Consider the following 18,361-nt stretch of genomic DNA (forward strand, 5'->3'; position numbering starts at 1 on the left):
TCACCTAAATTTCAAAACACCAGATTTTTTCTGCATGCGAAATGCAATAAAATCTTGCTTGTTATCTATATTCAAATAAATATTACGCTGCTTCACTTGAGCAAATGTCAGTCCAAGTTCACTATGATATTGATGACCTGGATATACTTTAATGGAGTCGTCAATGACGCGCTTTAAATGGGACAATGACTCATACATCATGCCAGGGCATCCACCGCGAGTGTGACAAAAACCGCAACCTTCATTAAATAAAGTGTCCCCGGTAAACAGGTTATCTTCAATTTGATAACAAACACCACCCATAGTATGGCCAGGAGTATGATGCACTAGAACCGTTATATTGGTACCTAGAGTAATGGTTTGTTGCTGGGGTAAAATGCCTTGTAACCGATAGCAGTCAAAATCATAGTAATCAATTTCTCGTTGACTCATATAAACCGGAACATCATATTCTTTTGCCAAAGCATAGGCTAAATGACTATGATCAAGATGGTGATGGGTCAACAATACAGCACGCAATTGAACTCCCAACTCTTCGAGTTTTTGTTTAAAGGACGCTTGTTCCCATGCTGGATCGATTAGTATTGCAGTATTACTTTGTTGATCAAATATCAGCGGACAATAGTTGATAAAACTAAAGCGTTTTGTTTTTATCAGCTCAACCTGCAAAGCTCTCTCCTAGCCATTGTAGTCCTGGCAAATATTGGATCTGATAAAGATATTTATCAAAATGAATACTTTGCCCTTGTTTGATATTAATAGTTTTAGGCTCTACCTTAGCGATTTCGGCCATTGACGCAGATAATTCAAGTTCTGGATGCTGTTTGGCGTATAGAAAAGGCGGCAAACTTAACTCGCCTGTAACAGGATGGCGGCTAAAGGCATCATAATATGCATATAGTTGAATATGCTTTTTCGATATCTTATGAGTAAGAAAATTATCAAAACACCACTGGTTAAATTGCATCTCACCTTCAAAAAAATGTGATAACAGCTCACTCTTTTTAAATAATGAACTCACTACAAAAGACTTGGGTTCTTTCAGTTGTTTGATGATCTCGCTATTTTTATAAAGCAACAAAGTACCGTCTTGTTCAGCTAAAAAATCAAAAGTAAGATTCTGCCAATTAAAATAAGATAAGCAATCCGTTCTACTTTTAACAGAATGACTGTCGCATAGAACGATTTTTTGCTTAAAGTGAAGGTCATTCACAAACTCAGGGTAAGAGTAGTGATTCACTTGAGTCACATCAGCTATCACTGTTATGAACTCCAATGGCGATTTCCATATTTTGGCTGCGCATTTGAACATTCCATTTTCCACCAGTCACCATGTTATAATGATTGCCTAGCTTGTTTTTCAGCAAGCCATGTGCTTTTTCAAGTTCGTGCCACGGCAGCGCTGGAAACAGATGGTGTTCAATATGGTAGCCGAAATTCAAAAAAAGATAACGCTGTAATAAGATGGGAAACCAGGTGCTGCGAGTGGTATTTATATGATCCTTCAGTTGTGGTTTATGGGTAGTTGGTTCCAGACCAAGGTGCTGTGGTGTGGATAAGGTCTCCCACATCAGTGCATAAAGAACTAGCGCTGGCAAGAAGGAATAGAAATGAACATTGGCTGGTATTAACCAATAAAGTAGTGCATAAGAGACAACTAATACACCCATGGAAAACAAGCAATGTTTCAGGATAAATCGGTTTAGTTTATTTTCCCGCTTTAAAGTCAGAGGGTATCGCCAATAAACAACATAGAGAAAAAACACATTCAATGGGATAAGGGTCCGCCAACCAAAGTGGAATATCCAGGGAAGTTTTTTCTTTTTCTTGGCGTCCTTAAGCAAGGCAAAAACCGGATCTTTATCAATATGACCAGTCCATTTATGGTGTTCTTCATGTATAAATTTCCAGGTATAAAAAGGCATAAAACAAAAAATACTGTAAAAATGACCAACCAGTGCGTTAATCGCTTTACTTTTAGATAAAGTATTATGCCCACATTCATGTACCCATAAAAATGCATGCAGCATTACTATAGCTAGTGCGAGTTGCGACAATACATACATGGTCGCTGAAGCACTTTGAATCCAATGCAATGCAAGACACAACAGTATGCCATCGACTATTAAAAATCCAAAGGCACTACCCAACCCTCTTGTAAAATTCAGCTGTTGACGAATTTCCTTGTACTCTTGGTTACCCATCATAATTCACACTCCAAATCAAATTCCTTAAGAAATAACGCTATGGTTTCATCCTGTAATAAACGCGTAGGCTGTATATCAAGGCCATAGAGTTGTTTTATGGTTTGGGTTAAATGAATAGCAGATATTGAATCCAGACCATAACTTTGCAGCGAACGATTCTTTTGTAAAGACTCTGGTGAAATGTTTAAAGCTTCAGCAAGGATGTCAGTCAAAGAAGTTGAAAATTGCTTTGATTCCCTTACTGGTAATTTGGGACTTTCAGTTAATTTTACTCTTCGAGTTTGCACTTCTTTCAAGTGAGCTTTTTTCTGGGTTACGCATGCAATGATTACCACTTGTTCAACCCATTCAGGCGTATTGCAAAACGAAACGCTAAATCCTGCCTTTTCCAGACAGGCAACCCATTGTTCTTTACCTAGCAGCGGACTGCCATTAATTCTATCATCTTGCTTTTGTCTGTGCCACTGTGGAAATAATCCAAAAGTTGCATCTAAAAATAAACTTGATGCAACGGCTTCATTAATGATCAAATGACCGCCAAGAGACAAGCTCTGATTAAGTCGAATAAGTGTCTGCGGCAAATCCTCGCAAGTGTGAAGAACATTGCTGGCGATAATAATTTCATAAGCATTTGAAGCCTGATTTGTATTGATATCAAATTGTTGCAAATGCAGATTGGTTGCCTCAGAAAATCGTTGTTTTGCCTGTTCGAGAAAATCAGGGTTAATATCGGTAAACGTATAATCCAAATCCAGATAACCTTCCACTAAAATTTCTGCTGTTGTCGCTCCGGTTCCGGCTCCAACTTCTAAAATTGGCAATGTGTGATTTTTTTCACAGATCTCATGCACAGCCTTCGCAACCACTCGATTATAATACTGAGCCAGAGGATTAAATTGATAGACCCCTCTAACTAAATCCTCGCATCCATTTGGAAATAGAACTTGTTGAGGACTCAGTTGTCCAGAAAGAACTTTTGGTAATAACGATACACAACGTTCAAGCAGATTTAGAAAAGGTTGCAAATCAGGAGTATCTTTAAACTGTCGCCAGCGCCTGGTTAAAAGCTGATTATCATTTAATACGGCTAAATTATGATTATGACTGTTTGCTACTTTAAACAGATGCTCGACTAAATTCTGTAAATACAGGTGATATGCTTGTACCACATGTTGATGATTAAGACATGGCTGACTATCTTGAGTAAAAATAATTTGGCTGCTTACCAAAGTTGACCAGATTAAATCTGCCGCATAGATTTCAAGTTGTTGTAATAGTTGATGAAAATAAATCACTTGAAGTAAAGGCTGCTGCGACTCTTCAGCAATAGGCATAAATGCTTTCATACCTGCCTCAACTAAAAAACAACTTACATTTGCTCTAACGCCTGTCATTACTGATAGCAATGCCTCACACCCTTGTTGGCCGTTAATGGGGTGAATGCCGACTGAGCGCATCGTTTGATTCATCGCTTCATCTTTTTGCTGCCAAAATCCCCAATGGAGCAGATTAACTTTGTCGGAATCAAATTGCTGCACCAAGGCATCACTATAATAACAAGAGGCGCTATAAGCTCCACGTTTTTCATTTTGACTATAAACTTGTGCCGATGAACAGATCAAAATCGATTGTACTTGTGGTAGTCTGGCAGCCTCTAAACAGTATTGTGTCCCCCAGACTTTAGCCCGTATTTGCTCCAGGTAGTCCTCATACTTTAAAGCGACAATGTCAGTTTCAAGATACGTTGATCCCAAATGAATAAGGTAATCGATTCGATCATAACTCTCGATAATTTTCTCAATCGTTTCCAGAAAAGCAAGCCTATCGGTGCAGTCCGCAGCATAATGTATTACTCCCTCTCCTAAATCAGTAGAGGTTCTGCTGATACATATACACTGGGCAGGATTTTGGGCTAACAAGTGGGGTAGTAAATGCTGCCCAACCTGCCCGCTTCCCCCTAGTAAAACAACAATTTTATTTTCAAGGTTTACTTTCTGAGGCGAGCGATCAACCGCTACCAGCCGGCGTATATATAATTGATAACCATCAAAATAATAGAGGTTTGCATCCTGACTATTTATCTTCATTGCATCTGCCAGCAAATCAAGATCAGCAATCGCTATACAATGACATCGACAGTTATTTATTTCTTTACTGAATGACTGTACCAAACCATACATGGCTGCCGCCGGCGCATTATCAATAGTTTTAGATCTTATTTGCATAACCCTGCTGGCAATGACATGTAAATCAATCGCCATATCCTTTAAACTGGTTTGAATGGATTGCAGCAAATGCAGCAATGGTTTTTGTAATTGATTGTCTTGAGACTCTAATAAATTATCGCTCATTCGACTTAAACCGCCAAAATAATAGATTCTCTGTGGTTTTGCCTGCAATGCATCGACTAAACGTATTGGATAGTCTTCATCTATCAGAATGATGCTGACCTTATCTCGTGGAAATTCATCTACTAACGCCGTCATTAATGCATGATGCTTCTCATATCCTATGATCAATATCGTTTCAGGATAAGTGAATTTAAATGTGTTTAAGGCACAAGGCTGCCATTCTTCCTTATAACATTCCAGAGGTTGATTGAGTTCCGGCTTAGGATAGGAAGTCAGCTCATTGCTAATCCAGTGGCGGTATTTCGCAAATGGATACTCAGATAATATTAAAGGGAAACATTCAATACCCTGATATAATGTAGACCATGGAATATCCTTGCCATTCATATAAGAAGCAGCAATCTTCGCTAAATAATTTCCAAGCTCGCTGATTTCTACATTAAGAAAAGGCTGATAACTCACATTATCGGAATCCATTGTCGACAAACAGCTCTTAGTTTGCAGTTGCTGTAAGAGATCCTTATCAGGATCCAGAATCCAGCAGGCTCGATAGGGTAAATGATCACGTCCTAGAGACAGCGTTTTACAAAGCGCTGTTCGATCAATATCCGGGTGTTTTATGACAAAGGCTAACCAGCGTTGATATAGCTCGTCCAATGTCTGTTGATTGTGTGCAGACAATACAAATAAGTGATATGGCAAAAAGTAAGTTGGGTGTTGTTGCTGAACATGGCTTAAAACACAATGGCCATTACTGCCGCCAAAACCAAAACAATTCACCCCAATGTGCCGCAATTCTTTGGATATCGTGTTGGATTCAATATAAAAAGGCGCTTGTAATTCAATATAAGGATTAATCTCAGTAAAATTAATTTGTTGAGGGATACATTGATGAGCAAACATTTGTAGAGCTTTAATAATGCCGGCAAGGCCTGAAACCGGTTCTGTATGACCAATATTGGCTTTAACTGATCCCAAACCAATGCTTTTTCCCTGCCCAAACACTACAGTAATCGCCTGATATTCGACGGGATCCCCTAATTTTGTAGCTGTTGCATGCGCTTCCAGATAATCAATCTCAGAAGGAGAAATTGAGGATTTGGCATAGGCTCGACGCATCACCTCTTGCTCTGCTTTACCATTGGGCGCAGTGATTGACTGAGCACGGCCGCCATGATTGACCGCAATTCCTGAAACGATTGCTTCAATGCGTAATGTTCTTTTCTCGGCAATAGACCTTTTTGTTAATAAAATGCCGGCAACTCCCTCCCCTTTGACATAACCATCAGCCTCTTTATCAAAAGGCCGACACTGTCCTTTGGGCGAAATAATATGAAGTTGCTCTGTTAATTCAACCGTTTTGAAATCGCATAATAGGCTTACTCCCATAACCAGGGCATAGTCACATTCATCATTTCTTAAAGCCTGAACTGCTCTGGCGATTGCCGACATACTACTGGAACAAGCCGTATCGATGGTTTCACTGGGGCCATGAAAATCGTAATAGTAAGACAATCGATTGGCAGCAAACGTTTTTGCACAGCCGGTGATTTGATAAATATCCAAACTTTGTTCTCTATCAGAGAGACGGGCATAATCATCAAACTGAATGGCAACAAACACCCCTACCGCTCCGCCTTTCAATGAAGAAGGCGCTATACCTGCATTCTCAAACAAATGCCAGCTTAACTGTAAGAGCAATCGCTGTTGCGGATCTAGCCATTTGGCTTCCTGGGATGTAATTCCAAAAAATAGATGATCAAAGTGATCTATACCTTCCAGGAGTCCTATTCTGGTTTCGGGAACGCCAGGGCCAAAGCGCTGTTGTAATATAGATTGAGTGCATTCCTTCCCTGCCGCCAGATTCTGCCAGAATATATCGGCATTTTCGCTACCAGCAAATTGACAGGCATGTCCACATACAACAATGGGATCCTCATCGCTTTTAGAAAGATCTTTAGAGGATGTTATGTCTGAAACGGGTGAGACATTCAGTAACCCTCTTAAATCATTTAGATTTTGAATTTCAAAAAATCGGCTGGGATTAAAGTTCTGATTGAAATATGTGGTTATTTTTTCAGCAAAACCGGCAAGGGTCAAAGAATTAAAACCCAGCTCCTGAAAGGATTTTGTTGCATCAATTTTATCCGATGGAATCCCTAAAATATCCTCAATCATTGCCAATAATGGATCAGTCTGCGTTTGTTTATCCGATTGAAAATTTATTTCTTTTGGCAACTGTAAGCGAGCTTGCAGGTAACTTTTCAGAGTTTGTTCATTGCCAATAAATGGTAAATATTCACCTCCGCTTAATGATAATATCTCTGAACATGCTCGTTTAAATGAGCCCAGCGAAAACAAAGCCAAGCCTTGGTTTTGCTGGCTCCAGCTGAACCACTCTCGACTTGTTTTTGCTTCCAAAGCGGCAGTAAGTATTAATGGGCAATAGAGTATAACATGTTCACAATTGGAGTTAGAAAACTCCAAAACCGATGCGTTATCGACAGCATAAGCAGGCTCATCGCCAAAACCAGCCCATGCAGATAAAGAAGAAATGGTGATGATTTTTTTTGGTTGCGCCAACTCCACAAATCGCTTGTAATTCTCTTTTAATGTTATTCGAGCTGCAGAGTTATCCGCTTGCCCTGGCATTAGGCCAAGACAATTAATAATGACGTCATAGCCTCCAGTTTGATAAGTCGATGATAAAAAATCATGCTCGATGTAGCGTACATGCGGGTAAAGACTGGCAAGTTGTGATTGCTTTTGCGATGCAGGGCTGCGGCCATAGACATCATATTGAGAAATACCTAATGCATTTAGGGTCAAGCAAAATTGCATTCCTAACTCACCCAATCCACCCAAAACAGCAATTTTTTGCTGCGCTAAATGACTCGGAGAACTGCTTAGAGGTAAAGAATCAAACCCTGGAGTCATACGTTGCATGTATGAATCATAATACACCAGTCGATAGTCAAAATTTTCAAATTCCAACTCCATCAATGTCTTCATTTGGTGTGAAGGCAAGGATAAGGCCTGTGGTAGATAAATACATTTTATCTGCGATTGCGTTAGCCTGACATTGGAAACAATTAAAGCATGCGCCATCATCCAGGCATGATGTTCCTGGGCCAACAAGATAATTCGCAAAGAAGGATGGCAAGAGAGTAATTCAGTTAAGAGTGATAAAATACGATTATCCCGGCATTCAATGGCCGTAACCGACAATAAACAGGCTGATGGATTTTCGGATGCTTCACTGAAATATTGCGGCAGTACAGAGCTTATAGGCTGAAGAACAGTAAATGCCTGCTTAGGCTCGTGTAACGCCGGTATAGGCTTTAGTGTTTTATGGAGCCATTGCACGGACGAAAATTGATGTTCCTCTTCCAGCCAATAAGATTGCAAATCATAACTTGTTTTCTCGCGCTGAATTAAATTATTTTGGACATTTCCTACAATGCAATGAGTATTACTGCCGCCTGCCCCAAAACAACTGATCCCGGCATTGTTAAAAGTAACATTTTCCTGATACTGCGAGGCCACACTCAAAACACCAAGAGACGGCGTGAGCTTTGGATTCAATGGCTCTGCATGAATAGAGGGATAAATAACACTATAATGAAATTGGGCGATCACTTTCATCAAACTGGCAAAGCCAGCAACAGGTTCTAAATGCCCCATATTACTTTTAACGCTGCCAACAGGCAGACTCCGCTGACGCCCGAAAAAGACTTGATGCAAACCCTCCATTTCAATGGGATCCCCTAAAGCCGTGCTGGTACCATGTGCCTCTACATAATCAATATCCTCTTCAGTCAGATTGGCAAGAGTGAGCGCCTGGCGAATAGTATTGGCCTGGGCGGTAGCATTAGGTACCGTAAAACCCTGGCCATGCCCGCCATGAGTACTTGCAATGGATTTGATCACTGCATAAATGGAATCCCCATCTAACAATGCTTGCTTCGCTTTCTTCACCATTAAAACAACAACCCCTTCTCCAGGTACATACCCATTGGCATGCATAGAAAAAGGCTTGCTTTCGCCGGTTGGAGATAAAAATTTATTTTCTACTAAAGCAGACAACTTAAAGGGATGAGAACAAATATTCACTGCACCAACAAGCATGGCATCGACAGGTTTGGTTTTGAGGGTTTGGCAAGCCAAATCCAGCGCATTTAAAGCGGAGGAACACATCGAGTCGATGGTAAAACTTGGTCCGGAGAAATTACACACATAGGATACCCGGTTTGCAATAGCGGCCAAAATTGATTGTGGTTTCGGTGATTGTAATTTTTTGTTAATAGCAATATTCTGATAACTGTTAAACATCGCGCTAGCAATGACCCCGATATTCTGGCCTCGTTTATTGGCATATCCCGCATCTTCCAGACAATGCCAGGCATGACTTAAAAAAAGTCGTTCCTGTGGATCCATCAGCTTTGCTTCATTAGGAGAGATGTTAAAAAATAGTGGGTCAAATTGGTCTATGCCCTCCAAATACCCTCCCCAGGAATAGGGTTGTTCAGACCATGGCCGTTCTACTTTCCTGATTGACGATTTCCCTGCTGCCAGATTGTGATGTAATTGGAGAAGTGTATTGGCGTCTGGAAGTTGAAAAGACAAGCCAATAATAGCGATATCATCGTCACTTATCTCAGGCCCCTCAGGCGGACGAAAGGATTTTTGATGTACCTCTGAATTGATATCAAGTGTATTAGTATTTACGCCTAACAATTTCTCATTAGCAACAGTTACACAAGCATGATTCTGTTGGATGATTTGCGCTAATAAGTCCATACCTTGCCTGGTTTCCAATGGCGAGGTGCTGTATTGTTGACTAAAGTAAGCCACCAAATCCGGATCTAACTGCATTCCTCCATCTTGCCAGTAAGGCCAGCTGACGCTAATAACACGTGGACCTTTAGCGGTATATAATCGTCGGCGTTCAGCCTGCTGGGCAATATGATTTAATAAGCTATTTGCTGCAGCGTAGAGAGTTTGTCCAGGCTGACCAATTTCCGCGGATAAAGAAGAAAAGGCGCAAACAAATTGGACTTGCTCAGCGGAGATACCATTGAGCAAACGTTCAAAGGCCTGTGGTTTAACCGAAAATACCTTTTGGATATCTTCATTTTTTGCCTTGATTAATAAACCATCATTTTTATAAGCCGCTAGAAAAAAGATACCATCAAATGATTTTCCTTGCAGATACTGTTGTAATGCTTGTTCATCACACACATCCACTTGTTGATAAGGAATGTTTTGGACCTGGCATGATTGACAAGACGGGCGATGACCTATTACCCGGATTTTTGCCTGATAGGTATTTTGTAAATAAGTTCGCAGATGTTTACTCAAACCATCTCCGCCGCCTACGATTAGATAACTCCCTCCTGTTTGTAAGCCAGGACTATTAACTGATGATTCTATAGCCTGCTGAGTCGGGATGTAACATTGTCCATTATAATATTGAAAGATACTTTCTTTACTTGAGACATGGCGCGCTGCAATAGTTTGATCAACCTCATCACACATCAACAATTTAAGTTTGAGCGTCCTGGACTCTTTGTTAAAACTTAAAACTAAACCTTTTAATGCGGCAAATAATGCTTGCTGTGCGCTAGAAATCTGGATGATTACACAAAAGGATTCATTTTTTATCGGGTTTAGCCATTGCGATATATCAGCAATGACCTCCTCAATTGAAGCTGTGTTATTAAAATAACTGGTATCCAGAATCGGGCCAGTTCTATTTATATTTTGCTCTTTATTCCGTTGTAACAGCTGGATAGGTGGGTTTATTGATTCATCACTGGAAAAAAGTGCCAGGCTTGGGTGATATAAGGCATACGTTTGTTCTTGTAGTAACCTGGACGAAGACGTTGAATCATCCTGAACCGAATGCGCCAGATAATCTACCAACTTGTCAACGGTGTTGTATTCAAACAATAGTGTTGGATATACTGAAATCGCCAGTATTTTCTCTAATTTTGCGGAACAGGCCATCAACTGACCAGAGTCAAAGCCTAAATCAAAGAAAGACACTTTTCGGGATAACGTCAGAACAGACTGCTCAATGAATTCAGACAGCACCGATAATACTTTTTGTTCAAGAGACTGATTGTTATTGGACACCGTTATTTCTGATTGGTAGACATGGCGTTCAAATAACTGCCGAATATGAAAACATTTATTAGACAACCCGATAACACGCACATAAGGCTTTCCATTGGCATCACACAACAGTAAATCACAGCTTATCAACCCTGCTGGAGCCGGTTTTTTTTCAGCAATCACCCAAAGTTCCGCTTTATCGATACGCCGAAAGACCTCAACCCGTTCTATGGCAAGGGGCAAATAGAGATGATCTTTTTCCAATTGAGATACCTGGCTAAAATGCAATGCAGCAATGCCAAATGTTGCGCCATCCAGGAGTGCAGGATGCAAATAGAAACGATTTAGATAAGAGGAGCCTTGTTGACCAAGGCATATCTGCATCATTATCCTTGAACTATCCACCGAAGTATTGCCGCTCACCTGCATAAATGGGCCATGTTGGATGCCAGCCTTAGATGCTGATTGATAAATCGTTTGCATTGATACCGATTGATTGCCTGAATCCTGGTCAATATAATCGGGGGCAGCCCTTAATGGCGTGGGATGATAATAAGCGCTAAAATGGATAATTTTGTCCTGATCCTGCCAATGGTAGATACTAATCGCAGACTGCGGCTCGTCGTAATCAAGATAAACCTCGACATGACCATCAACCGGTACTGTTAACGCATTTGGATAACGAATTTGGCTAAGTGAAAAGGTTTCTTGCCCTAAACAGCGGGCACACATATCCAAATAAGTCACACCAGGAAGCACATAACAACCATCGATACGATGGTCGCGTACCAGGGGATTATCGCTAGTTATCCTATGTTTAAATCGTTTCATAAAGCCTCTACCGCAAAAAAGACCCGCATTGCTTCGTCATCTTTATCAACTTCAGAAGTTATTTTCTCAATACTGGTATTGTAAGCATCAGTTATAATGACGTGAGCATTTGTTCCACCAAATCCAAAGGCACTGATACCGAAATGATGAACCCCTCTTTCCAAGGCCCGGTTATGGCTTAGCGGCGACAGTGGAGAATCCTGGAAACGATACCGTCTGGCAAGCTGAAGGTCGCCTGGTTGCGCTACCAGATATTGGTGATAACTACATAAAACCGTTTTGATTATTCCGGCCATGCCTGCAGCACTTAAACAGTGACCAATGTTGGCTTTGACACTACCAACATAGCAGATCTGTTGCCCATACTGATTATCAAAAACATCATTTAATGACTGTAGTTCAATAGGATCGCCCAATTCCGTTCCGGTCGCATGCATTTCAACATAAGTTAAATCACTGGCCTGCAAACTTGCTTTCTGCAAAGCCTTGCTAATCACTTGACTCTGCATGACTGGATTGGGGGTAGTGTATCCCATGGTAAATCCATCATTATTGATAGCGACGGCTTCAATAGTCGAGTATATTTTATTTTTATCCGACAAGGCCTGCGCCAGCGGTTTCAGTAAGAGAACGCCTCCCCCTTCACCTAGAACAATACCATTTGCACGAGCATCAAATGGCTTACATTGAAAATCGGGCGACAAAGCACCTGCCTCATTCATATAAGCAAATGGTTTGGTATTTTCAATGAAATCACAGCCAAGCACAAAAGCCATATCAATATCACCGTCTTGCAGGGCTGAAACAGCATGTTGAATAGCAACCAGAGATGAGGAACAGGCGGTATCTACTAATTCGGAGGGACCCTTCAAGTCATAAAAATGGTTAATGTGCGCCGCCACAAAGTTTTGACCTCTGCCTATCAGGCTAAAAGCATCCAGGGATGCATTGGCATTATTATCAGGAACACGGCTACCCACATAAACGCCAATATGTTTTCCCTTGATATCCGTTTGATTTAATCCAGCATCTTTAAGTGCTTTTTCAGTTAAGCTCAAAGCTAATTTGACCAAAGGATGTAACTTAACCCATTGAACCTCATTGAAATGGAAACGGTGATCAGAACTAAAAAGATCATCAATAAATCCGCCACGGAAATGGGCAAAATCCGAATTATCCAAACGTGATTCAGGTATACGATCTATAGCTCGCTCCCCGTTTGCCAAGAGTTTCCAGTAAGCTTGTAAATCAGGACTACCAGGGAATTGGCAAGCCATACCAACAATTGCTATTTGTTCAGCCTCCTTTTCAGTTGGCTGACTTGGAGTTTGTTCTGATATCGGAACAGATAAGGGAATATCCGACAATGCAGCATCCAATTTTTCCAGGGAGTTATGTTTCAATAAGATTTCAGGCGCTAAATCTTTTTGTAACATAGCTTCTATTCTTTTTAGAATGCTCACTACAAGCACTGAATCAATCCCGTAACTTTCGAAAGGAAGCGATGGATCAAGCTCTTCTTCAGTCAAACCAACTACTTCAATAAAAATCTGTTTAAGTGCCGGCATGAGCGCCGAATGATTCACTAACAATGGTTCTTGAGATGATTGATAAACCAATTTCTCCTTACTTGGTAATACCAAAGCAGGCACATTTGAATTAGCCAATACGGTTGTCAGAACTGAAAACCACTGTTCATTATTAAATATTCCAAGACCTGAACGCTGATAGTGTTTGTTCTGGTTAATGTTTGCTGCACTATTTTCCCATGCTGGCCAAATAACCGAGATGATTTTTCCATCCTGGTTTTGTTCAGCCAGTGCATTTAATGCCATATTTGCCAAGCTGTATTCTAATACTCCACTGGCCAAAGTTGGATAAACACTTGATACTGAAGAAAAAAGCACATACTTATCATAACCGAGTCTACTCAGGGTAGAGAGCAAGCGTTTACCCGCATGCAACTTGGTCATGAGCATATCCCAAAGATATGGAATATTCAGACAGTCATTATCCGACAAATCCTTTGGCGTTATTCCCGCACAATGTAAAACGTAGCCTATGGAATATCCATTTTGCAGCACTACATCCAGCCATTGTTCAAACTGATCAGAATCGTCCAGTGGGTTTAGGTAATAATAGACGGTACAACCTTTTGATCTTAGTCTGGTAATTAATTGGATGATATCAGCCGTTTTATCAGTATTATGATTCGTCAAATAATGAGGCCATAAATGTTCTTGTGGTAAGTTGGTACGGCCGCAAAGTACCAGATATTTAGCTCCCTGCGTGACTAACCATTCTGCGCATACGGCGCCTAGACCACTGGTTCCACCAGTAACAATATGCAGTTTTTCAGAAGATATCGGTAGAGATTGGGAACTCAAAAGATCCAGGCTCTGAAGCTTCCATACCCTGCGTTCCCCATTTTGATAATGTATGCGCTGGTAATCTGTTAATGCCGAGATTTCATTATTTAAGTGCGTGCGTGCCTGATCTCCTCGGATATCCATTGAGACACTAACCGCTTTAAATCCATGCCGCAAATTACTTTGACATTGTAAATAGTAAGCTATCATTTGGGCATCAATGCCCTTTTCAAAAACAGTTAACTGCACCAGTTTTTTAACTTTCCTCGTCACAATCAAATATTGCAGCAAGCTTAAGTGATCTTGCAAAGAGCATAAATCGGTTAAACAATCGACAACACATTCAACCTCTTTTACCTCTAAATCAGCGGTGTTTACAAACTCGCCTTTATGATTTTGCCACCTATCATTACCTTTCCAGAGATAGATAGATTCAGGCGATATACCCCATGACAAACTGCTTTGTTGTGTATTGTCATCTGTTAACAGCAAAAGAGAAGGTTGTTTAGAAGTACCAGGTGTTAACGGTTCTGGCACAAAATCAAAACTGCTATAAGCTAAATCCTGAATTAATTTTGCTCTACCTTTTGATAATTCGAATGATTTAGCTGCAAATTGATAGCCAGGCAAATCGGAAAGCATCGGAACTTTTGTGCTGAAAATCCCGTTAAAATTACTATTTTTTCCCGCTAGAAATTCCCGGGCTAAGCCAATCATTTCCGGAGTTGCTGCAGGATGTGAAGAAGCGCTATGTTGCTCATTTTCCAATGCCTGTATTAGTTGTTGGGCATTGGAAGCAAACACCGCTAATCTTTCTTTTAGATGCGTACGCCCTAATGCAAGTGTATAAGCAAGCTGATAAAGGTTTAAGTGATTTTCATTCCCTAACCACTGGGTGATAACCTCAATATTCCTCTGAAGCGCCTCTTTACTTTTGGCACTAAAAAGAAATAAATAGGGACCTTGGGGAACCTCTCCAATGGGTTGAGATGGATAGTTGGCGAGAATCACATGGGCATTACTCCCCCCCGCACCAAAACTGGATACTCCAGCATACGCATTTCCGCTTTCCGCCTCTTTCCATGGTTGCAAACAATCATTCACTTGCATGCCAACTGGCAATTTAATTTCAGGATTCAATGGCTGCGCGTGTAGCGAAGGAAATAGTTGTCTCCTTTGCATTTGCAGAACGACTTTTACTATACCAGCCAAACCAGCGGCTGCTTCGAGATGGCCATAATTTGATTTCAATGAACCAATGCACACCGACGTGTTGGTATCGAATAACTGGCTAAGACCATTAATCTCAACGGGGTCGCCTAATCGAGTGCCTGTCCCATGACATTCCACATAGCTTATTTGATGTGCCTGAATTGAAGCATCCTTAAGAGCATCCTCAATTACTTTTGCTTGCATAGAAGCATGAGGAACTGTGTAACCCGAGGTGCGACCATTATGGTTAATGGCCGATCCTTTAATCACGGCAAATATATTATTATTGTCCCGCTTGGCTGCAGATAATGGTTTCAATAAAATACTGACAACCCCTTCACTAGGAACATAGCCATCAGCTTTGTCGCCAAATGCAGCGCAATGCCCCTGTTGCGACAGCATATTCCGATGCAACAATTCATAATATTTATAATCATGCGTGATAAGGTTTACCCCGCCCACTAAAGCCAAATCTACTTGTCCTTGACGTAGAGATTGGCAGGCCAAATAAACAGCAGTCAGTGATGAAGAACACATAGTGTCTAAACATAAACTTGGTCCTGTCAAATTAAAAACACTGGATATACGATTCGCAATACTGGCACTGGTTGAGTTGGCAAGAACGGGCCTGGATTGTTCCAGACTTAGCTCAAGACCATTTAGCTGATAATCATTATTCATTGCGCCGATATAAACGGATACCGCTTTTGGCTTGCCATCAACAGCAATGGCTGCACTCTCAAAACAATGCCAGGCATTTTGCAGCATCAGACGCTCTTGGGGATTCATAATGAGTGCGTCGTTAGGGGCAATATTAAAAAATAAGGCATCAAACTGATTCGCATCCTTTAGTCGTGCTGCGTAAGGATATACCCAACTGCCATCATACGTTACACAATCTTTCCCGTAACTTAGAGTGTCAGCCAGCATCCTGAGATTGCCAGCTTCGGGTAAGTTGACTGCCATACCTATGATAGCTATATCTTCTTGCATTCCCCTATCAACAGTGAGGGATTCTCTGGTTGTTTCAATAGAGATATCTTTGGGAAGATTAATACCAGAAAGATAAACCGCTAAATCTTGAAAATTGGTATAGTCTATTAACAGTGTCTTTGCCAGATTACCGAAATGGACTTCCAAATCCATGATAATGTCCAATCCCATCAATGAATCAATGCCTAATTCACCAAAAGTCTCAATTGAACTTAAGCGCTCAATGCCCGTTTCCAGACGATGGGCGAATACTGAGTATATGAGTGCCAAGGTATCCTTTTCAGGCTCTTGCTTAGGGAGTGGCTGCACTTCATTAGCTATTGAAGACTCAATAATCGTAGCATGCAAACCTTCAATGAATAGGCAAAGTTGCTTGTGTTCATTCCATACTGCAATATCAAATAGCAGTTCTCCACGTTGATGACTAACAGCAAAGAACTTCCCAGCTGCCATTGGCTGATAAAAAGAAAGGGCGTCAGCATGACTGGGTACTGATAAGTCATCACTGCGCATTAATGTAAAACAGGCTATGGTTTGTAAAGCGCAATCTGATACATAGGGATTAATGCCCCAGGTTTCAACATGCTCAGTGGTATGAATTTCTGCCACTGCAAATGAGTCATTACAACTTAAATGCACAATGTTTTGCAAAGAACTCTCATAGCAAATACCACATTCCTGGAAACGCTGATATAACTTGGCAGTTGATATTTCTTTTTCAAGAGGATGACGCGGGAAATGACTTAATTCAGGAAATTCTTCTGATATCTGCTCAATCCTGGCGCGGAAAAAAATCTCCTGATTATCAGATTCCAGGAATATCATTCCCTCTGATTTGCGTATGTGAACCGTTTGTTTAGCATCCGTTGTTTTTATTAGCGGCCTGGACCATTTAATCTGGCTTAGATAGCAAGGTAGCGAAGATACTGCTTGCTGGGCTACCGCTAGACTGGCTACTGCCGGAAGAATAGCTTTTCCATTCACTTGATGTCCTGCAAAATAACGAGCGTTATTTTCCAGGTAAACAGTATGGGGCTGTTTCCAGTAGCAATACTGTTTTTGTTGCGAGTTGGGCTGCTGCTTCAATTGCTGGGGTTGATTATGGATTTTTTTAATAACCACATGCGCATTGGTGCCAGAAAAGCCAAAGGAGCTGATGCCTGCATAAGGTTTATTCTCAGGCCAGGACATCAGTTCATCAACTGGCTTAAATGGTATCTTATCAAAGTCAATATGAGGATTGAGGGGTTTACAATTCAAGGTTGGTGGAATTTTATGGGTATACGCAGCCAGCACCATTTTAATAAAACCTGCCATACCTGCCGCATGAATCGCATGACCAATATTTGATTTCACACTGCCGATGGCGATAGCGCCTACTGGCAAGTTTGCATTGCGGAATGACTCCATTAAGGCATTAACTTCAACAGGATCACCCAAGTGTGTTCCAGTGCCATGCGCCTCAATAGCTGCGACCTGGGATAAATCGATGTTCTCTGATCTATAGAGTTGTTGAATTAATTGCGTTTGTGCACCACCATTGGGTGCAGTAATCCCATTTGACAAGCCATCTTGATTCAAGGCACTGGCCGAAATACAGGCATAAATCCTGTCTCCATCCGCTTGAGCTTGCGAAAAGGATTTTAACAAAACACAAGCGACTCCTTCTCCAGGAACAAAACCATTCGCGTGATCAGAAAAAGCATTACAAGCATGGTCTGGAGATAACATGGAAGCATTTTCGGCACCTTCGATAAAACTCTCGTCCAGCATCAAAAAAACACCGCCAGCAATCGCCAGCGAACAAGAGCCACTCCGAATGCTTTGTGCAGCCTGATGCAAAGCTACCAGTGAGGATGAACAAGCGGTATCAAATACAATCGCAGGACCATGCAAATCATAGTGATAAGCTACCCGGCCAGCAATCACCGAAGGAGCATTACCCCAAAAACTTTGTGGGGGTATTTTATCTTTTGCGTGTTGGCGATAGCTGCTTTGGCAGGCGCCGACATACACACCGCACTGTTCCCGACTTAATCGCTCTCTATCATAATTAGCATCTAGTAAACAATCATCGACTACCGTCAAAAATAATCGCTGCTGCGGGTCCATCGCATTAGCTTCGGTTTCAGAGAGATGGAAATAAGCGGGATCAAACTGAAATATATCATTTAACCAACCGGCCCACCGCTCTTCTTTAAAAGACAAGTTCCCTCTATGGTTTCTAGCCTCTATCGCACTGACGCCTTCACACAAATTTTGCCAAAACTGCACCACATTT

Annotated in this window: 5 protein-coding genes (1 of these 5 cut by a window edge); all 5 read right to left on the reverse strand. The window is 41.2% G+C overall.

Annotated elements, in window-relative coordinates:
* Tightly spaced (each overlapping or abutting the next), the 5 genes in view from ACFORL_RS09640 to ACFORL_RS09660 form a layout consistent with a single transcriptional unit that may run on beyond the window.
* Positions 1–669: an MBL fold metallo-hydrolase gene (locus ACFORL_RS09640; RefSeq protein WP_382343449.1), complete on the reverse strand. Its 669-nt coding sequence runs from the start codon at positions 667–669 to the stop codon at positions 1–3.
* A complete protein-coding gene (locus ACFORL_RS09645) occupies positions 659–1,261 on the reverse strand; it encodes a hypothetical protein (protein ID WP_382343451.1) in 603 nt (200 codons plus the stop codon). Before ACFORL_RS09645 ends, ACFORL_RS09640 begins: the two co-directional genes overlap by 11 nt.
* Positions 1,251–2,207: a fatty acid desaturase family protein gene (locus ACFORL_RS09650; protein WP_382343453.1), complete on the reverse strand. Its 957-nt coding sequence runs from the start codon at positions 2,205–2,207 to the stop codon at positions 1,251–1,253. Before ACFORL_RS09650 ends, ACFORL_RS09645 begins: the two co-directional genes overlap by 11 nt.
* Positions 2,204–11,506 (reverse strand): beta-ketoacyl synthase N-terminal-like domain-containing protein, encoded by a 9,303-nt coding sequence (locus tag ACFORL_RS09655; protein WP_382343455.1) that lies wholly within the window; start codon positions 11,504–11,506, stop codon positions 2,204–2,206. Before ACFORL_RS09655 ends, ACFORL_RS09650 begins: the two co-directional genes overlap by 4 nt.
* Positions 11,503–18,361: the 3' portion of a beta-ketoacyl synthase N-terminal-like domain-containing protein gene (locus tag ACFORL_RS09660; protein WP_382343457.1), read on the reverse strand. 770 nt of this gene lie beyond the right edge of the window; only the last 6,859 of its 7,629 coding nucleotides appear in the window; its start codon lies off the right edge, out of view; its stop codon occupies positions 11,503–11,505. The genes ACFORL_RS09655 and ACFORL_RS09660 overlap by 4 nt, the downstream gene beginning before the upstream one ends.

Source organism: Legionella dresdenensis (assembly GCF_042649825.1).
Lineage (GTDB): Bacteria > Pseudomonadota > Gammaproteobacteria > Legionellales > Legionellaceae > Legionella_C > Legionella_C dresdenensis.